This is a genomic window from Micromonospora sp. FIMYZ51, assembly GCF_038246755.1.
Taxonomy (GTDB): domain Bacteria; phylum Actinomycetota; class Actinomycetes; order Mycobacteriales; family Micromonosporaceae; genus Micromonospora.
In genome coordinates this window covers 4,054,898-4,072,748 of sequence record NZ_CP134706.1, presented here as the reverse complement: position 1 = coordinate 4,072,748, position 17,851 = coordinate 4,054,898, and the positions used below count along the sequence as shown (strand labels likewise).

17 protein-coding genes and 1 pseudogene are annotated in these 17,851 nt (G+C 72.1%); 12 read left to right on the top strand and 6 right to left on the bottom strand.

Annotation, left to right across the window (positions count from 1 at the left end; genetic code table 11):
- Positions 1–62 precede the first annotated feature (62 nt).
- Together QQG74_RS18550 and QQG74_RS18545 are read left to right on the top strand one after the other, a co-directional pair.
- A complete protein-coding gene (locus tag QQG74_RS18550; RefSeq protein WP_341716027.1) occupies positions 63–422 on the top strand; it encodes an STAS domain-containing protein in 360 nt (119 codons plus the stop codon).
- A 57-nt stretch (positions 423–479) separates the two neighbouring features.
- Positions 480–926: a response regulator gene (locus QQG74_RS18545; protein WP_341716026.1), complete on the top strand. Its 447-nt coding sequence runs from the start codon at positions 480–482 to the stop codon at positions 924–926.
- Between the two features lie 38 nt (positions 927–964).
- On the opposite strand, the gene QQG74_RS18540 is transcribed toward QQG74_RS18545, so the two are convergent.
- From QQG74_RS18540 to QQG74_RS18530, 3 genes are all read right to left on the bottom strand, one after another.
- Complete coding sequence (locus QQG74_RS18540) at positions 965–1,852, bottom strand: hypothetical protein (protein WP_341716025.1); 888 nt, start codon at positions 1,850–1,852, stop codon at positions 965–967.
- Between the two features lie 287 nt (positions 1,853–2,139).
- Positions 2,140–2,562: an OsmC family protein gene (locus tag QQG74_RS18535; RefSeq protein WP_341716024.1), complete on the bottom strand. Its 423-nt coding sequence runs from the start codon at positions 2,560–2,562 to the stop codon at positions 2,140–2,142.
- 77 nt (positions 2,563–2,639) lie between these two features.
- Positions 2,640–3,608, bottom strand: a complete 969-nt coding sequence (locus tag QQG74_RS18530) for a serine/threonine-protein kinase (protein WP_341716023.1) — start codon at positions 3,606–3,608, stop codon at positions 2,640–2,642.
- Between the two features lie 163 nt (positions 3,609–3,771).
- On the opposite strand from QQG74_RS18530, the gene QQG74_RS18525 reads away from it, so the two are divergent.
- From QQG74_RS18525 to QQG74_RS18505, 5 genes and pseudogenes are all read left to right on the top strand, one after another.
- Positions 3,772–3,993, top strand: a complete 222-nt coding sequence (locus QQG74_RS18525; protein ID WP_341716022.1) for a hypothetical protein — start codon at positions 3,772–3,774, stop codon at positions 3,991–3,993.
- A gap of 79 nt (positions 3,994–4,072) precedes the next feature.
- On the top strand, positions 4,073–4,819 hold the full coding sequence (locus QQG74_RS18520; RefSeq protein WP_341716021.1) for a response regulator transcription factor: 747 nt from the start codon (positions 4,073–4,075) through the stop codon (positions 4,817–4,819).
- A gap of 17 nt (positions 4,820–4,836) precedes the next feature.
- A complete protein-coding gene (locus QQG74_RS18515) occupies positions 4,837–6,288 on the top strand; it encodes a HAMP domain-containing sensor histidine kinase (protein WP_341721277.1) in 1,452 nt (483 codons plus the stop codon).
- A 41-nt stretch (positions 6,289–6,329) separates the two neighbouring features.
- Positions 6,330–6,578: pseudogene (locus QQG74_RS18510) on the top strand (AraC family transcriptional regulator); the annotation flags it as partial.
- Positions 6,554–7,051 (top strand): helix-turn-helix domain-containing protein, encoded by a 498-nt coding sequence (locus tag QQG74_RS18505; protein ID WP_341716020.1) that lies wholly within the window; start codon positions 6,554–6,556, stop codon positions 7,049–7,051. The pseudogene QQG74_RS18510 and the gene QQG74_RS18505, both read left to right, overlap by 25 nt.
- A 6-nt stretch (positions 7,052–7,057) precedes the next feature.
- Here QQG74_RS18505 and QQG74_RS18500 read toward each other — a convergent pair whose 3' ends face one another.
- Positions 7,058–7,462, bottom strand: coding sequence for a VOC family protein (locus QQG74_RS18500; RefSeq protein ID WP_341716019.1), 405 nt, complete (start codon positions 7,460–7,462; stop codon positions 7,058–7,060).
- Positions 7,463–7,649: 187 nt separating this feature from the next.
- On the opposite strand from QQG74_RS18500, the gene QQG74_RS18495 reads away from it, so the two are divergent.
- The 4 genes from QQG74_RS18495 to QQG74_RS18480 all read left to right on the top strand — a co-directional run bounded on the left by QQG74_RS18495 (position 7,650) and on the right by QQG74_RS18480 (position 13,125).
- On the top strand, positions 7,650–7,799 hold the full coding sequence (locus tag QQG74_RS18495; protein WP_013734425.1) for a hypothetical protein: 150 nt from the start codon (positions 7,650–7,652) through the stop codon (positions 7,797–7,799).
- A gap of 10 nt (positions 7,800–7,809) precedes the next feature.
- On the top strand, positions 7,810–9,309 hold the full coding sequence (locus QQG74_RS18490; protein WP_341716018.1) for a class I SAM-dependent methyltransferase: 1,500 nt from the start codon (positions 7,810–7,812) through the stop codon (positions 9,307–9,309).
- Positions 9,302–11,503, top strand: a complete 2,202-nt coding sequence (locus tag QQG74_RS18485; protein WP_341716017.1) for a sulfatase-like hydrolase/transferase — start codon at positions 9,302–9,304, stop codon at positions 11,501–11,503. The genes QQG74_RS18490 and QQG74_RS18485 overlap by 8 nt, the downstream gene beginning before the upstream one ends.
- 338 nt (positions 11,504–11,841) lie before the next feature.
- Positions 11,842–13,125 (top strand): citrate synthase, encoded by a 1,284-nt coding sequence (locus tag QQG74_RS18480; RefSeq protein ID WP_341716016.1) that lies wholly within the window; start codon positions 11,842–11,844, stop codon positions 13,123–13,125.
- 153 nt (positions 13,126–13,278) lie between these two features.
- On the opposite strand, the gene QQG74_RS18475 is transcribed toward QQG74_RS18480, so the two are convergent.
- Positions 13,279–14,208: a fasciclin domain-containing protein gene (locus tag QQG74_RS18475; protein ID WP_341716015.1), complete on the bottom strand. Its 930-nt coding sequence runs from the start codon at positions 14,206–14,208 to the stop codon at positions 13,279–13,281.
- An 87-nt stretch (positions 14,209–14,295) separates the two neighbouring features.
- Positions 14,296–16,383 (bottom strand): M14 family zinc carboxypeptidase, encoded by a 2,088-nt coding sequence (locus QQG74_RS18470; RefSeq protein ID WP_341716014.1) that lies wholly within the window; start codon positions 16,381–16,383, stop codon positions 14,296–14,298.
- Positions 16,384–16,647: 264 nt separating this feature from the next.
- Between QQG74_RS18470 and QQG74_RS18465 the strand changes: the two genes are divergently transcribed.
- Positions 16,648–17,820, top strand: a complete 1,173-nt coding sequence (locus tag QQG74_RS18465; protein ID WP_341716013.1) for a serine hydrolase domain-containing protein — start codon at positions 16,648–16,650, stop codon at positions 17,818–17,820.
- The last annotated feature ends 31 nt before the right edge of the window (positions 17,821–17,851 follow it).

Here is a 17,851-nt window from a genome sequence, read left to right as displayed (position 1 = left end):
TGGCTGGCTCTATACTTGCCCCACTGCAAACATCCGGCTGAGGATGGCGAGAGGGGATTCCCGTGACGTTGACCGTCACGTACGCCGACCGTGGCGAGATGGGGCCGGCCCGCCTCCGTCTCGCCGGTGAGCTCGACATGAGCAGTGCGCCCCAGCTCAACGCCGTCATCGACCGGCTGGCCGCCCGCGGTGAGCGGCAACTCTTGGTCGACCTGACCGATCTCACCTTCTGCGACTCGACAGGGATCGCTGTCTTCGTGCGCGGCGACAACCGCGCGACCGCCGAGGGCGGGTGGCTGCGGGTCACCGGCGCGACCGGTCGGGTCGAGCGGGTGCTCAAGCTGACCGGTCTGGCCGACGTGCTCGGGTACGCGACCGAAGCCGGTGACCCGGCGGTCACGGACCGCCCGGCGATCGGCTAGATTTTGCCGCCGATGCGGGATCGGTAGATCCCGTCCTCCGACCTGAGGCAGGTAGTGATGGCCGCTCGTACGCTTGACCCGGTTCGCATCCTGGTGGTCGACGACGACCCGGGCGACGTGCTCATGATCGAGGAGGCGCTGGCGACCTCGGACGTCGAGAAGGTCATCGACGTGGTCGGTGACGGCCAGGAGGCGATGGAGTTCCTGCGCCGCGAGGGCCGGCACACCGGCGCCCACCGGCCGGACGTGATCCTGCTCGACCTGAACATGCCCCGGATGGACGGGCGTCAGGTGCTGGGCGAGGTGAAGGGCGACGAGGATCTGCGGACCATCCCCATCGTCGTGCTGACCACCTCGAACGCGGACACCGACATCATCAGCAGCTACACCCTCCAGGCCAACGCGTACGTCACCAAGCCGATCGACCTGGACGACTTCAACGACGTCGTGCACCGCATCGACGAGTTCTTCGGCCGGGTGGTCGTGCTGCCCAAGCGCGCCTGACCGCGCCCGCCGGTCACCGCCGCCGCCGACGCGATCGGTCAGGTCAGCGCGGCCACGATCGTGGCTGCCCGCTCCTCGTGCTGCGCGTAGGCGTACGGGAAGGCGGAGATCTGCACGGCCTGGGCGGCCAGGGTCAGGCTCATCTGCCGCCAGCCGGGCACCTCCAGCAGCGCCTGGTAGAACGCCTGGGCGGCGTACGCCGGACGCATCAGGTCGCGCACGCTGCCCCAGCCGCTGCTGGGCCGCTGCTGGAACAGCCCGACCGAGTCGTGGTCCCAGCCGATCGCCTGGTGCGGGTAGTTCTGCGACTCGGGCAGCACGCCGCTTGCGTAGTTGAGCAGGGTGCTCTCCTGCATCGCCGTGGCCACGGCGATGACCAGGCCCTGGCGCGGCACCTTCAGCTCGACGCCCACGTCCACGATGACCTTGGCGTTGTCCATCTGGGCCTGGGTGAGCCCGGCGACCGGCTTGGGGCGGGCCGGGGTGGTTTTGGTCTTCGTCGGCTTGGGGCTGGCCGATGCCTTGGCGGTAGGCGAAGCGCTCGCGCTCGGTGTGGCGCTGGGGGTCGGGCTGGCCGGAGTCGGCGAGGGGCTGCGATCCAGCGAGCGGGAGGCGGCCTCGTCCTGTGCCGCCAGCGCGCGGTCGGCCACTGCCTCGGCCACGGTCGGGGTGGGCGCCTCGGCGGTGTCGCGAGTCGCGGCAACCGCGCCCGCCGCCCCTAGGTAGCAGGTCACCCCGGCGGCGAGGGCCACCCGGAAGGGGGTGGAGCCCAGCAGGGCGCGCACGCGGGGGGCGGGGATGCCGCGGCGGACCGCTTCGGCGGCGCGATGCCGGCCGGTCGGCCGTTCGGATGATGCTCCATCGTTCGAGCGGGTCGCCGAGGGCTTGGGGGTCAGCTTCTGGTCGATCTGGTCGTCGGGATGCACTCGCCGAGGCTAGAAAGCTCTCGGCCCGTTGCCATCGGCCCGGTTGGTGGCATGAGTCACAATTTGCGGCTATCAGCGTGACGAAGCTCTGCGCATGCTCCCAAACCGGATGGCGGCCAGCTATCCGTCATTCCGTTTATGCCCGAATTATCCATCGACGCTGGCACAAATGGTGGATCTTGCCGCGGTCGATATGTTGTCCGGCTGACCTCCACCGAACGGACGAATGCGGCATCGGCCCACCGGACGCGGGCGGATGGGGCGCTCGGCCGGTCAGTGGCGCGACCTCAGTGTCGACCGTTCTCCGCCGGGGCGACGGTGAGCCGGTGCCGGCCCCCGTCCGCGCTGGAGAACGGCCACAGCCGGTCGGCATGTTCGACCAACTCGCCAAGCTGCTGGCGGGTCAGGCCCACCGAGGAGATCGAGGCGTGCACGTCGGCCCGGTACCGGCCGTCGTCGTCACGCCCCAACCGCGCCTCCGCGCGTACCTGCACGGTGTGCGCCTCGTCCGTGATCGCGCCGGCCGCCTCCACCGCCGCGTGGTGCAGGCAGGAGGCGAAGGCGGCGGCCAGCAACTGCTCCGGAGTCAACCCGGAGCAGTGCGGCGCCAGCGGCGAGGCGAGGGCGGTGGAGAGGGCCCCGTCGTCGGTGCGTACGTGACCACCCTCGGCGGTCGCGGTGGCAACCTCGTTCAGCCTGGAACTCGGCATCTGTGTTCCTCCCGTCACTCCCCGCCCGGCTACCCGAGCCGGGTCCGGTGAAACCGGCCAGGCACGGCGCCGCCGCCTCACCCGCCGCAACGGCCGCCCGGAGCCTCGGCCGCATCGGTCAACTGGAACGCGGCGGCCTCGGTCGCCTCGGCTGCCGCGCGGTCGGTCCACGGGCTGATCGAGGAGGGCCGTGGTCGCGGCAGCAGCGGCTGGTGCATCGGCACGTACACCCGGGCGTCGACCGCCTCGGCGAGCAGCAGCGCGGCCAGCAGGCTGCTCGGCCGCCCGGTCGGCTCCTCGGCCAGCAGGCGTCGGCACAGGTCGGCCACCTCGGCGGGCAGCCCAGGGACCTCGGGCAGCGGCTGCGGGGGCTGCCGCCGGTGCGGGCCGAGCAGTTGGGTCACGCTCTCGGCGGCGTACGGCAGTCGTCCGGTGAGGCAGCAGTAGAGCAGGACGCCGAGGGCGTACATGTCGGCCGCCGGGGTGGCCGGGGCCCGTCGCAGTTGCTCCGGCGCCAGATAGGCAGGCGTACCGATCACGATGCCCTCGGGCGTGGCGTCGGGCGTGCCGGCCGCAGTGGCGATGCCGAAGTCGAGCACCTTCGCGCCGGACGGGGTGAGCATCACGTTTGCCGGCTTGACGTCGCGGTGCACGATGCCGTGTGCGTGTGCGGCGGCCAGCGCGGCGCTCACCTCCGCGCACACCCGTACCGCGATCCGCCAGTCCAGCGGGCCGGAGCGCAGGTGCGCGGCGAGCGTCTCGCCCAGCGCAAGCTCCATCACGATGTACGGCGTCTCGTGCCCCGGCAGCATCGCGCAGGTGCCGAAGTCGTGCACGCTTGCGACGTTCGGGTGCACCAGCCGGGCCGCCGAGCGGGCCTCGGCGCGGATGCGCGCCACCGACGCGACGCCGTCCGGCTGGCCGGGTGACAGCAGCTTCACCGCCACCTCGCGGTCCAGCACCTCGTCGTGTGCCCGCCAGACCTCCGACATCCCGCCGAGGCCGATTCGCTGTTCGAGCCGGTACCGCCCGTCCAGCGTTCTCATTGCCCGCTCCTTGCCCTCGTGCTGCCCGTGTCGGCGCGCGTGCTCGCGGCGTCCCGCACGGTACCCCGGCCCCGATCAGGGCAAACCGGCCTCGCAACGGGGCTGGTGGGGTTAGCGTGCGAGCCGGGACGCCAGTGTCGGGCAGTGGGAGACGGAGCGGGTGATGAGTGAGGTGACCGTACGATTCGTCGGTGGTCCGGCACACGACATGGTCCGGGCGTTGCCGGCCGGCCCGGACGGGGCCCCGCCGCGACTGTGGGTGCTCCGCCGGCCCGAGGCGGCGCCCACCCCGGCCGCCGACCACCTCTACGCCCGCCAACGCCCCGACGGCAGCGTCTGGACGATGCGTTTCGTCCGTACCGACCCGGTCGGCGTGACCGAGTGATGCTGCGGCGCCTGGCCGCACAGCCCGCGCACAGGAAGCACACAAGCGGGGCCCAGCGGGTCGGCCCACCATGGACCTCGTGATGACCGAAAGTGAGGTCGGGTCGGGTCGCGTCGAGCTGCGCCGACCAGACGGTGAACCGGTCCGGGTGCTGGTGGTCGACGACGAGCCGACCCTTACCGACCTGATGTCGATGGCGCTGCGCTACGAGGGCTGGCAGGTCCGTACGGCCGGCGACGGGATGGCCGCGCTGCGCGTCGCCCGGCAGTTCCGGCCCGACGCGGTGGTGCTCGACGTGATGCTCCCCGACCTGGACGGCTTCCAGGTGCTACGCAGACTGCGCGCGGAGCACGCCACCGTGCCGGTGCTCTTCCTGACCGCCCGGGACGCGGTCGAGGAGCGCATCGCCGGGCTCACCGTCGGCGGTGACGACTACGTGACCAAGCCGTTCAGCCTGGAGGAGGTGATCGCCCGGCTGCGGGCGCTGCTGCGCCGCTCCGGCTTCGCCGTCGCCACCCGGCCGGCCGCGGTGCTGACCGTCGGCGACCTCACCCTGGACGAGGAGAGCCACGAGGTACGCCGGGACGGTCAGCTGATCACCCTGACCGCCACCGAGTTCGAGCTGCTGCGGTACCTGATGCGCAATCCCCGGCGGGTGCTGAGCAAGGCGCACATCCTCGACCGGGTCTGGAACTACGACTTCGGCGGCCAGGCCAACGTGGTCGAGCTGTACATCTCCTACTTGCGCAAGAAGATCGACGCCGGAAGGCAACCCATGATCCACACGCTGCGCGGGGCCGGGTACCTGCTCAAGCCGGCGGAGTGAGCGCGGTGCGCCGGTGGCTGGCCGGCTGGTCGCTGCGGACCCGGCTGGTGGTCACCCTGGTCGCCCTGCTGGCCGTGGTCAGCCTGGCCATCGGCGCGATCACCACGGCGGCGCTGCGGCAGTTCCTGATCTCCCGGGTGGACGAGCAACTCCTGCCGATGACCGGGGCCCGTGCCGGCACGCCGTGGGAGCCGGGACCGGGCGGCCCGCCCTGGTCCGACGTGCGGGTCCCGCGCGGCTTCCCGCCCGGCACGATCAGCGCGTGGGTCGTCGACGGCCAGGTCACCGAGGCGTGGACGCTTGTCGGCCGGGAGGAACAGGCGATCCCGGTCGACCAGGTGGCCGGGCTGGCCGAGGTGCCCACCGACCGCCGCGCGCACAGCGTCGACCTCGGCGACCGGGGCAGCTACCGGCTGGTCGCCCGGCAGTCCGTTGCCGGCACGGTGCGGGTACTGGGGGTGCCGCTGTCCGGCGTACAGGAGACCGTGTGGTGGCTGGTGGCCGCACAGGCCGCGGTCACCGCCGCCGGACTCCTCGTCGCCGGCACCGCCGGTGCGCTGATCGTCCGGGCCACCCTGCGTCCGCTGCGCCGGGTCGCCGCCACCGCCGGCCGGGTCAGCGAACTGCCACTGGACCGGGGCGAGGTGGCGCTCTCCGACCGGGTTCCGGCGGCCGACACCGATCCGCGTACCGAGGTGGGTCAGGTGGGTGCCGCGCTCAACCGGATGCTCGGGCACGTCGGCGCCGCACTCGCCGCCCGGCAGGCCAGCGAGACCCGGGTACGCCAGTTCGTCGCGGATGCCAGCCACGAACTGCGTACCCCACTCGCGGCGATCCGGGGCTACGCCGAGGTGGCCCGGCGCGGCCGGGACCGGGTGCCGCCCGACGTGGCACACGCGCTGCGCCGGGTCGAGTCGGAGAGCACCCGGATGACAAGCCTCGTCGACGACCTGCTGCTGCTGGCCCGGCTGGACTCCGGCCGCCCGCTCGCGGTCGAGCCGGTCGACCTCACCGCGCTGGTCGTGGACGCGGTGAGCGACGCCCACGTCGCCGGCCCGGCGCACCACTGGCAACTCGACCTGCCCGACGAGGTGATCCGGGTCCCCGGTGACGCCGCCCGACTGCACCAGGTGCTGACCAACCTGCTGGCCAACGCCCGGGTACACACCCCGCCGGGCAGCACCGTCACCACCCGCCTGCGCCTGGCCGCCGACGCGGCCGAACTCAGCGTCACCGACGACGGTCCGGGCGTACCACCCGAACTGCGGGCCGAGGTCTTCGAACGATTCGCCCGGGCAGACAGCTCCCGCTCCCGCGCCCACGGCAGCACCGGCCTCGGCCTGGCCATCGTGGCCGCAGTGGTGGAGGCCCACCACGGCACGGTCACCCTCGACACCCGCCCCGGCCACACCACCTTCACCGTCCACCTGCCGGTAAGGAAGGGCCCCTTCTTAACGCCTGGTGCATAGCAAGGGCCCCCTTTTAACAAACCGGCAGGAGCGGTGGTGGCGTGGGCGGGCGTTGGCGGGCGTGGCAGGCTGGCCACGTGTACCGGGAACGCGCGGCCGGCGTCGCTGGCGCGGTGCTGTGGACCAGCACGGCGCCGGCCCAGCCCGACGTCACCCGGGTGCTTCCGGACGGCTGCCTCGACCTGCTCTGGTCCAGCCGGTCCGGGCTGCTGGTGGCCGGTCCGGACCGCACCGCGTACCTCGCCACCAGCGCGCCGGGGGAGCGGTGGGTCGGGCTGCGGCTGCCGCCCGGGGTGGGGCCGGCGGTGCTCGGCGTACCCGCCGTCGAACTGCGCGACCAGCGGGTGCCGCTGGCGGATCTCTGGGGGAGCGGTACGCCGCGTCGCTGGCCGACCGGGCCGCGGCCGACGCCGCGACGGTCCTGGTGGCGGTGGCCGCGCACCGGCTGCGCGTCGCCGGCGGCCCGGACCGGCTCGGCAGCCGGGTGGCCGCCGCGCTGTCCGCCGGTGCCCCGGTGGCCGCGACCGCCGCCGAGGTCGGCCTCGACCCGCGTGGCCTGCTGCGACGCAGCCGACACCTGTTCGGGTACGGCCCGAAGACGCTCGCCCGGATCCTGCGGATGCGCCGGGCGCTGGCGCTGGCCCGGGGCGGTACCCCGCTGGCCGAGGTGGCTGCCCGCACCGGCTACGCCGACCAGGCCCACCTGACCCGCGACGTCCGCGCCCTGGCCGGGGTGCCTCCCGGGGCGCTGCTCACCTCCTGAGCCGGGTCACGAGTCCGGGGTCGGTGTCGGTGCGAAGAGGTCGACGGCGTTGCCGTCGGGGTCGTGCAGGATGGCGTAGCGCTGGCCCCAGGGCGCGTCCCACGGCGGCCGGTGACCATTGCCGCCGGCGGCGGTCAGCTCGGCGTACCAGCTGTCGACCTCGGCCGGTTCGGTGCAGCGGAAGGCCAGCGCCGCCCGGGGGCTGCCGACCGGCGGGGCCCAGTCGGGGTCGATGGAACGGGCCACTGCGACGTCGTCCCAGGCGAGGCGCAGCCCGCCCGGCAGGGTCACCTCCACGTGCGGGTTCTGCTCGGCGTCGGCCGGGATGGCGAGCCCGAGCCGGCGATAGAAGGCCAGGGTGCGGGCCATGTCGGTGGTGACGAGCCCGATCATGTCGAGGTATGGGGTCATGGCGGCAGGTTACGACCGAGCCGGAGGCGGCGTCTTGAACAAAACGGACCCGGCAAGTCCCGCGTTGTACCCGTCAGGTCACGGCTGACCGCGTACGGTGGGACAAGTCCGGCTATGCCGCCGAAGTCTGAAATGCGAGGACGGGCGGTTGTCGGTGTCGAGACGGCGAGCGGGAGAGGAGCGGTCGGTGAACCACTTGGCCTACCTGGACGCGGGGTCCGGCAGCCTGATCGTGCAGGCGGTGGTCGGCGGGGTCGCCGGCGTCGCGGTGGCCGCCAAGCTCTACTGGCGCAGACTCGTCAGTCGCTTCCGCCGCCAGCCCACCGACCAGAGCTGACCCGTCCGACATGGTGATCCCCGACCTCGGCCGGGCCTCGCGAGCGGCCCGGCCCGACGCGGAGCCACGCGCCGAACCCGGCTCGTTCCGCGACCCGGCGAACCGGGTGTTTCACGCGGGCGGTGACGTGCTCCGCGCGCTCGACGAGACCGCCGCCGCGCACTGGCGGGCCCTGGCCGGCAGCACCTTCTTTCCGCACCTGGTCGCGGCCGGCAAGATCTGCGGCACCGAGGAACTGCCGGCGGCGGCCAGCCCGGCGATCCCGCCGGCCACCCCCGCCGGCCCGGCCGCCGGATCGGGACAGCCGGCCTGGGCGGCGGTGCTGCGGCACGAGCGCATCCCGTTCGTCTCCCACCCGTACGAGTGGTCCCACGCCATGCTGCGCGACGCCGCGCTGCTGCACCTGGAGATCCTCCGTACGGCGCTGCCGGCGGGCTTCACCACCAAGGACGGCTCGGCGTACAACGTGCAGTGGCGGGGCAGCCGGCCGGTCTTCATCGACGTGGGTTCCTTCGCCCCAATCCGCGACGGCGAACCCTGGGCCGGCTACCGGCAGTTCTGCCAGACCCTGCTCTACCCGCTGCTGCTCGGCGCCCACCTCGGGGTGGACTTCCAACCCTGGCTGCGGGCCCGGGTCGACGGCATCGAGGCGGAACAGATGAGCCGGCTGCTGCGCGGGCTGCGCCGGTTGTCGCCGGGCGTACTGACCCACGTGCACCTGCATCACAGCGTGCAGCGGCGCAACGCGGGCCGCAGCACCGCCGACGTGCGAACCCAGTTGCGCGACGCCGGCTACACCCGCGAGCTGGCGCTGGCCACCGTACGCGGAATGGAAAAGCTGGTACGCCGCCTGGAGTACCGGCCGCCCGCCAGCCACTGGGTGGACTACCAGCGCACCTGCGGTTACTCGGAGGCCGACCGGGCCGGCAAGGAGCGGTTCGTCACCGCCGCGCTGACCGGCGTACGCCGCAGTCGTCTCGTGCTGGACCTCGGCGCCAACGACGGGCACTACTCCCGGCTGGCCGCCCGGCACGCCGACTACGTGGTCGCCGTGGAACAGGACCCGGCGGTGGTGGACCGGCTCTACCGCACCCTTCGCGACGAGGGTGACCGGCGGGTGTTGCCGCTGGTGCTGGACCTGGCCGACCCCTCGCCCGGTGGCGGCTGGCGCGGCATCGAGCGGGCCTCGTTCGCCGCCCGGGCCGGCGCGGACACCGTGCTCGCCCTGGCCCTGGTGCACCACCTGGCGATCGGGCGCAACGTGCCGCTGCCCGAGGTGGTGGCGTGCCTCGCCGGCTGCGCCGCGCCCGGCGGTCGGCTGGTGGTGGAGTTCGTCCACCCCGACGACCCGATGGCCGTCCGGCTGCTGGCCAACAAGCCGGACGGGATCTTCCCCGACTACCGGCGGGACGCCTTCGAGGCGCTGCTCGCCGGGCACGGCACGGTCGAGGAACGGCTGGAGCTGCCCTCGGGCACCCGCACCCTGTACCGGGTGGCCCTGGGTGGCTGACCGGCCCACCGACCAGCCGGGCGCAAAGGGCGCGGTCGACCGGCCCACCGACCAGCCGGGCGCAAAGGGCGCGGTCGACCGGCCCACCGACCAGCCGGGCGCAAAGGGCGCGGTCGACCGGCCCACCGACCAGCCGGGCGCACTCGCCGTCGCCGATCCGGACGCGACCGCCGGCCGGTCGCCGCGCCCGCCGACCCGGTGGCGCTGGGGCTGGGGTGGTTGGCGGCCCGAGGCGGGCCGGCTGCTGGAAGTCACGGCACTGGTCGGGCTGGTGATCACCCAGCCGCTGCTGGACGTGCTCGGCCGCAGCCCCGACTTCTTCCTGTTCCACCGCGCCGACCGGGGCGAGATCCTGCTGCTGGTGACCCTGGTCGTGGTGCTGCCGACGGTGGCGCTCGGGCTGCTCGGCACGCTGTCCGGGCTGGTCGGACCAGCCGCGCGGGCGGCCACCCACACCCTGTTCGTGGGCCTGCTGGTGGCCGCGTTGGCGGTGCAGGTCGGCCGGCACGGCACGGCACTTCGGGGCGTACCGCTGCTGGTGGTCGCCGCGACGGTGGGTGCCGGCGCAGCGGTGGCCCACCGGCGTTGGCGGGCGCTGCGCGCCGGACTGCGGTTGGCCGCCGTCGGGCCGCTGGTCTTCGCCGGGCTGTTCCTGTTCGTCTCGCCGACCGGGCCGGTCGTGTTGCCGCGCGGTGACGGCGGCCTGGCCGGCACGGCCACCGGAGACCGGCATCCGCCGGTGGTCATGCTGGTCCTCGACGAACTGCCGCTGGTCTCCCTGCTGGATCCGCAGGGCGGCATCGACGCCACACGCTTCCCGCACTTCGCCGAGCTGGCCGCCGCCACGACCTGGTACCGCAACGCCACCGGGGTCAGTGGTTGGACACCGTACGCGCTCCCGGCGATGCTTACCGGCCGGTATCCGGCGGAACCGGTGGCGCCGCACTTCTCGCACCACCCGGACAACCTTTTCACCGCCCTCGGCGGCCTGTACGACATCCGTGCCGAGGAGAGCATCACCCGGCTCTGCCCGCCCAGCCGCTGCGAGCGGCCAATCACCCCGGAGCAGGGCCTCGGGGTGCTGATGCGGGAGACCGGCAAGCTGCTGCGCCAGGTGACCTCGCCGCAGGACAGCCGGATCGACCCGGAGAACTCCTACCGGGAACGCACCGCCGAGGAGGCGGGCATCGACGCCGCGGAGCCGGTGCCGACCGACCCGAAGTTCCGCTGGGACAGCCTCACCCTCAACCAGCCGGCCCGGTTCACCAGCTTCCTGCGCGGCCTGACCCGGACCGACCGGCCCACGCTGCACTTCCTGCACCTGCTGATGCCGCACTCGCCGTGGGCGTACCTGCCCTCCGGCGCACGCTACGAGGCGCCTGAGGACTTCCCGAACGAGGGCGACGGCTGGGTGGACCTGGCCCGCGCCCGGCACCTGGCGCAGCTCGGCTACACCGACCGGCTGATCGGCGAGACGCTGCGGACCCTGCGCGAGAACGGGCTGTGGGACCAGGCGCTGGTGGTGGTGACGGCCGACCACGGGGTCAGCTTCACCAAGGGCGTGCAGGGCCGAGGGCTCGACGCCATCCGGGCCGCACCGCAGCAGGTGGCCTGGGTGCCGATGTTCGTCAAGACGCCGGGGCAACGCACCGGCCGGGTCGACGACCGGAACTGGCAACACGTCGACCTGCTGCCGACGATCGCCGACGAGGCGGCCATCCGGCTGCCCTGGCGGGTCGACGGCCGCTCCGCCCGCGAGCCTGCGCGTACCGAATCCGGCAAGCTCTTCTACGACCGGCCCGGGGAACCGATCCCGCTGCCCGGCGGGGTGCCCGCCGGGATGCCGCCACCGGCCCCGCATCCACTTGTCGGCAGGACCGTGGGCGCCGCTGCGCCGGGCGGCACGGCCCGGGTCGCCGGGTTGGACGCGTTCCGCTTCGTCGACCCGGACGAAGGCGTGCTGCCGGGCATGGTCTGGGGCACCCTGCCGGACTCGGTGCCGGACGGCACCGAACTGGCGGTGGCGGTCAACGGCACGGTGGCCGCCGTGGTTCCGGTGGTCGCGCCGGACCCGGGTGGCCGTCGCTTCGCCGCGCTGCTCGCCGACGACCGGCTCTTCCGCGTCGGCGCCAACCGGCTCGATCTGTACCTGGTCGAACCGGCCGGCGGCATGCGCCAGCTGACCATCTCCTGACCGACCCGGAGCGCCACGCCGGCTGCCGAGCCGCCGCCGGGCTGCACCGGCTGCTGAGCCTCCGCTCGGCCGCTTGCGCGTCCGCGCACGGCCTGCTTGCGACCCCGAATGGCACCGCTTGCGGGTCTCCGTTCGGCCTGCTTGGCCGGTACGCATTCACGCCCCGTGTTCCGTTCGTTCCGCTCGGTGTCGATCGTCGGGGTTTCCCAGCTCGCCGGTCGGGAATCGGGTGACGCATACCTCACCGCCGAACCACGAGGGGCGGTGTCATCGCAACCGCAATTACGGTAGAAGCGAAGGCAATTCAACGTAGATCTGCCGGCGAAGCGAGGAACCACATGACGGAAGTCAAGCTCGATCACCCCGGCGGGCAGCTGTCGATGCCGGTACATTCCGCGGTCGAGGGCCCCGACGGTATCGGTGTCAGCAAGCTGCTGAAGGAAACCGGGATGACGACGTACGACCCCGGGTTCGTCAACACCGCCGCCTGTTCATCCGCGATCACCTACATCGACGGTGACGCGGGCATCCTGCGTTACCGGGGCTACCCGATCGAGCAGCTGGCCGAGAAGAGCTCCTTCCTGGAGGTCTCCTACCTGCTGATCTACGGCGAGCTGCCGACCACCCAGCAGCTGAGCGAGTTCAGCGAGCGGATCCGCCGGCACTCGCTGCTGCACGAGGAGATGCGGCGCTTCTTCGACGGCTTTCCCCGCGAGGCGCACCCGATGGCCGTGCTCTCCTCGGCGGTGAGCGCGATCTCCACCTTCTACCAGGACAGCCTGGACCCGTTCGACGCCGAGCACGTGGAGATGTCCACGGTCCGGCTGATGGCGAAGGTCCCCACCATCGCCTCGTACGCCTACAAGAAGTCGATCGGCCAGCCGCTGCTCTACCCGGACAACGCGCTGAGCTACGTGGAGAACTTCCTGCGGATGACGTTCGGCGTGCCGGCGGAGCCGTACGAGGTCGACCCGGTGATGGCCCGGGTGCTGGACATGCTCTTCGTCCTGCACGCCGACCACGAGCAGAACTGCTCCACCTCGACCGTGCGCCTGGTCGGCTCCAGCAACGCCAACCTGTTCGCCTCGGTCTCGGCGGGCGTCAACGCGCTCTTCGGTCCGCTGCACGGCGGCGCCAACCAGGCGGTGCTGGAGATGCTGGAGCGGATCTCCGCCGAAGGCGGTGACGTGCAGTCCTTCGTCCGCAAGGTCAAGGACAAGCAGGACGGCGTCAAGCTGATGGGCTTCGGCCACCGGGTCTACAAGAACTACGACCCGCGTGCCGCGATCGTGAAGCAGGCGGCCCAGGACGTGCTCGGCCGGATGGCCAAGCCGGACCCGCTGCTGGACATCGCGGTGCAGCTGGAGGAGATCGCCCTGGCGGACGACTTCTTCGTCTCCCGGCGGCTCTACCCGAACGTGGACTTCTACACCGGCCTGATCTACAAGGCCATGGGCTTCCCCACGAAGATGTTCACGGTGCTGTTCGCCCTGGGCCGGCTGCCCGGCTGGATCGCACAGTGGCGCGAGATGATCAACGACCCGGAGACCAAGATCGGCCGCCCGCGGCAGGTCTACACCGGCGCCGCCGAGCGCGACTACCTCTCCATCGAAAAGCGCTGAGAAGTAAGGAAGGGGCCCTTCTTAACGCCTGGTGCATAGGAAGGGCCCCTTCCTAACATCGAACACCAGGAACACGACGACGGCCGCCGGCCCCCCGGATCAGGGGGCAGCGGCCGTCGGTGTCCGCGGGGAGGGGGTTGTGCCCCGCGGCGATCAGTGGGCCGGGTGGTCGTCCTCGCCACCGGCGGTGGTGGGCATCGTGCCGAGCACGTGGTCGATGACGTGGATCCGGGCGTTGGTCGCCCGGTAGTCGGCGCAGAGCGTGACGGCCTGAGCGGCGGGGTGGGCGCTGCCCTGCTGACCGTCACCCCGGTCGCCGCCGCCGTGAGCGTCGCCGTCATCCCGGCTGTCGCCGTCGTCCTTGCCGTTGCCGTCGCTCTTGCCGTCATCCCGGCTGTCGCCGTCGTCCTTGCCGTTGCCGTCGCCCTTGCCGTCACCCCGGCTGTCGCCGTCGCCCTTGCCGTCGCCATCACCCTTGCCGTCGCCGTGGGCGTCACCCTCGTTGTGGGCGTTGCCGTCAGCTGCCACGCCGAGGCGGGCGCCGTCACCCTCGGCGGTGACGGTGAGGTCGGTGCCGGCCAGGGTGGTCACGGTGCCGGCGCGCACCAGCTCGGCCACCGGCTGCGCGCCGCCGACCAGGTGATCGCGAAGCAGCTCACGCAGCGTGTCGGTGTCGTGCAGCAGCAGCTCGTCCAGGTTGGTACGGGAGAACTTGGCCGCGAACGCGTCATCGGTCGGGGCGAGGATGGTCACGCCCGAGTCACCTGTCAACTCGGCGGCCAGGCCGCTGGCCCGTACCGCCGCCTCGAAGGTGGTGAGCACGGGAATCCACTGGAGAGCCTGGTCGGCGGGCTGGTCGGCCAGCGCCGCCGGGTTGCCCGGTTCGCTGCCGCCGGGCAGCTCGGCGCAGAGCGGCCCGACCACGCTTACGGTACGCGCCGCAGCGGCGTCCGCCGTCCGGTCGTCGCCCGCTGCGGTGCAGCCGGCCGCCGCGAGCAGTACGGCCAGGGTCGCCCCGGCGAACGGTGCCGCGCGCCGGGCGCGCCGGGGCGCTGGCGTCCCGGCGGGAAGGGTGTCGGTCACGTCTTCTCCAGTCGGCTCCGGGAGGTACCGGCAGGCCGGGCGCGGATCCGGCCTGCCGGTACGAAGGGGGTACGAGATGCAGTTAGCTCACAGGCGTCCGCACTGACTGAACTTCGGACCGCTCACCGAGTTGGCCACCTCCAGGTTGACCGGCTCGGCGGAGTTGCCGGTGCAGCTCAGCGGGCCGTTGATGGTGTTGCCGGCAACCAGCGGTGCGCTGCCGACGCTGTTCACCACGTTGACCGGGCCGCTTACCTTGTTGCCGACCAGCACCACCGGACCACGGGTGCCGGTGGCGTTCACCGGGCCGCTGACCGTGCTGTCGGTCAGCACGAAGCCGGCCGCGCCGGAGGCGCTCACCGGCCCGTTGATCGAGGTGCCGTTGACGATCAGCGTGGCACCGGCCTTGACCGTGATCGGGCCCCGGACGGTGGCACCGGCGAGGCAGGCCACGCCGGAAACGGTAAGCGGACCGTTGTGGGTACCGGTCAGGGTGGGGGCGATCCGCTCCCCGGCGACCAGGCCCTCGACGGCCTGCTCGTCGAGCAGCAGCGGCACCAGACCCCGCTCCGGCTGCGACAGCGGCACGAGGTAACCGTCGGCAACCTTGATCACCTTCCAGCCGTGCGCGGCGAGGCGCTGGGCCACGGTGGTCTGCCGTCCGCTCGGGCCGTCGGTGCGGGCACCGTTGTACTGCGCCTCCGTGAGCTTGTAGGCGCACGGCGGCTGGTTGAGGATCCGGTCCTCACGCGGTGCGTCCACCGGCGGCGGGGTGTCACCCGGGTGCGGAGCCGGGTACGCCGGGATGGGTCGGGAGCCCCGGAACACGATCCGGCCGGTGTTCGCCGACTGGAACTTGATCGCGTCCGCCCGGGCCTTGGTGATGTCACCGACGTTCGCGCTGTGGTACGCCATGAACTGGTTGAACGTCCAGAGCGCCGAGTACGTCTTGCGCCGCCGGTTGTTGCCGGTGTTGCTCTCGTTCGGCCGGGTCGGGCCACCGGAGCTGCGCAGCTCCAGCAGCGAGTTGACCACGTTCTTCAGGCCGAGGGTGTTGCGCAGGATGGTCTCCTCGCCCAGCCCCACGCTGGCCCCGGTGCAGCCGTACGGGCAGGCCCACCAGCCGTCCTTGGCGCCCTCGGTGTACATGTGACCCTCGATCATGTCCTGCGACTCGTCGAAGATCCCCTGCGCCACGTTTGCGTGCCGGGGCGACAGCATCGGCAGGTCGCCGGTGTTGGCGTTGCCGTACTCGTGGCCGTCGTAGCTGGCGATCGGCCGGTAGTCGCGGACCATCTCCACGAAGGCCTGGGTCTCCGGCTGACGGATCAGCGAGTAGTCCCGGTTGAGGTCCTGGCCGGTGGAGTTGCCCCGGCTGTTGGCCGCCCGGCCGTCGCCGTTGATCGTCGGCAGGATCAGCATGGTGCTCTTGGACAGCCGGTCGAGCGTGGTCGGGTCCTGGGTGAAGGCGAGCTGCCGGGCCATGATGAAGCAGGCCTCGCGGTCACCGGGCTCGTTGCCGTGCACGTTGCAGTTGACCAGCAGCGGGTTGGTCGCGGCCACGGCTTCCGGGGTGGCCGGCGGGGTCGGGTAGCCGATGACGAACATGTTTATCGGCCGGTTCTGGATGGTGCGGCCGATCTCCACCACGCGAACCCGCTCGCTCAGCTCGTCGATCGCCGCGGTGTAGGCGTACTCGTTGACATCGCTTGTGTACTGGGCACCCAGCGTGTCCTCCCACTGCGTGCGCAGGTTCTGTCCCGGGGTGTTCGGGTCACCCCAGTGCGCGTTCGTGGTGCCGGTGACCGGGGCCGAGTACGGCTGCGCCTCGGTGCCGAACCGGGCCCGGACCCGCCACTGGAACCGTTCGCCGGGGACGAAGCCGGCGTCGGCGAAGGTGGGCGCATGGTTGTTGATCTGACGGTTCGGCCGCCAGAGGCCGACGATCACCGGGTTGCCGGTGGCGGTGTCGTCGGCGGCGATCGGGGTGCGCTCGATCTGGTAGTCGGTGGCCCCGTCGACCGGGGTCCAGGCCAGGGTGGCGTAACCGTCACTCTGCACGACAGTGAGGCCCTGGACCTGGTTCGGTTCCACCGTCAGCTCCACGGTGGTGGCCGTCAGCTGACCGTGGGCCTGGGCGGGTTGTGCGGTCGCCGCGAGGGTGACGGCGAGCAAGGCGGTGAATACACCGGCCGTTGTCCGTCTGTATCGCAAGGGCATCTCCAAACAGGAGGAATGGTCGGGTATGACCAGCACACCCGTCGCGGCTCGGTCACGGGCCCGCGAACAGCGTTTCTTGAGGATGCTCTGAGGTTGGCGACCCGTACCGGATGTGGGGTTCACCCTGATTCGATCCGGGTGGATCTCCGGATGGAAAGGCGTCGATGGCCGCGTACGGTCGGGTTTCTGGCACTGTCCCCGATTATGGGAGGATCTGACATGCGCGGACATCTCGGCCGGTGGGGCCTGACCGTCGCGTTGGCGGCGGCGCTGGTCGTCACCGGCGGCGCGGTGCCGGTCGCCGCGAGACCGGTCGGCGACGATCAGCGGCGGCTTCAGCTGGCGGTCGACGATCTGCACGACCTCGGCATCACCGGCGTGCAGGGGCTGACCCGGGTCGACGGCGTGCTCAGCCGGGCCCGAGCCGGCGTCGGGGACCTCAGGCGCGGCACGCCGGTGCCGACCGACGGGCACTTCCGGATCGGTAGCAACACCAAGACCTTCGTCGCCGTCGTGGTGCTGCAACTGGTCGGCGAGCGGAAACTGTCGTTGGACGACACCGTCGAGCGTTGGCTGCCGGGCGTCGTCGCCGGCAACGGCAACGACGGCCGTCGGATCACCGTCCGTCATCTTCTTCAGCACACCAGCGGCCTCTACAACTACACGAACGACCTCGCGGTACTGCGCAGCTACGAGGGATACCTGGCGCACCGGTTCGACCATCACGAGGCAGCCGACCTGGTCGCCCTGGCGATGCGGCACGGGCCCGGCTTCGCGCCCGGCACCAGGTGGGACTACTCCAACACCAACTACCTACTGGCCGGGATGATCATCGAGCGGGTGACCGGCCGGTCGTGGGCGGTGGAGGTACGCAGCCGGATCCTCCAGCCGCTCGGTCTGCGGCGCACCTCGGTGCCGGGCGACTGGCCGTTCCTGCCGGCACCGCACGCCAAGGGCTACCAGCAGTGGGTCCCGGGCGGCACCCTGACGGACACCACTGCGTGGAACCCGACCGCTGCCGGCGCGGCCGGCAACATGATCAGCACACCGAGCGACCTGGCCCGTTTCTGGCAGGCGCTGCAACGCGGCCAGCTGCTCAAGCCTCGCCAGATGGCGCAGCTGCACGACACCGTGCTCGCCGACACCTTTCAGGACCTCGTGCCCGGTGCGCGGTACGGCCTGGGCATCATGTTCACCCCGAACCGGTGCGGTGGCTACTGGTCGCACGGCGGCGACGTACCGGGCGTCAGCACCGCAAACGGGGTCTCCCCGGACGGCGAACGGGTCGCGGTGCTGTCCCTGACCACGCAGCTCGCCGCCGACGCCGAGGCGCTCGCCGTGTACGGGCGTACCTTCCGGCTGATGGACGACGTGATCTGCGGTTCCGAATAGGAGCATGGCAGCCTGGCCCGGCGGCCGGGCC

Bases quoted from the DNA above. Each gene is read 5' to 3' on its own strand.
- QQG74_RS18465 (WP_341716013.1), top strand. From the start codon at position 16,648: ATGCGCGGACATCTCGGCCGGTGGGGCCTGACCGTCGCGTTGGCGGCG.
- QQG74_RS18500 (WP_341716019.1), bottom strand. From the start codon at position 7,462: ATGACCCCATACCTCGACATGATCGGGCTCGTCACCACCGACATGGCC.
- QQG74_RS18535 (WP_341716024.1), bottom strand. From the start codon at position 2,562: ATGCCGAGTTCCAGGCTGAACGAGGTTGCCACCGCGACCGCCGAGGGT.
- QQG74_RS18545 (WP_341716026.1), top strand. From the start codon at position 480: ATGGCCGCTCGTACGCTTGACCCGGTTCGCATCCTGGTGGTCGACGAC.
- QQG74_RS18490 (WP_341716018.1), top strand. From the start codon at position 7,810: ATGGTGATCCCCGACCTCGGCCGGGCCTCGCGAGCGGCCCGGCCCGAC.
- QQG74_RS18530 (WP_341716023.1), bottom strand. From the start codon at position 3,608: ATGAGAACGCTGGACGGGCGGTACCGGCTCGAACAGCGAATCGGCCTC.
- QQG74_RS18480 (WP_341716016.1), top strand. From the start codon at position 11,842: ATGACGGAAGTCAAGCTCGATCACCCCGGCGGGCAGCTGTCGATGCCG.
- QQG74_RS18525 (WP_341716022.1), top strand. From the start codon at position 3,772: ATGAGTGAGGTGACCGTACGATTCGTCGGTGGTCCGGCACACGACATG.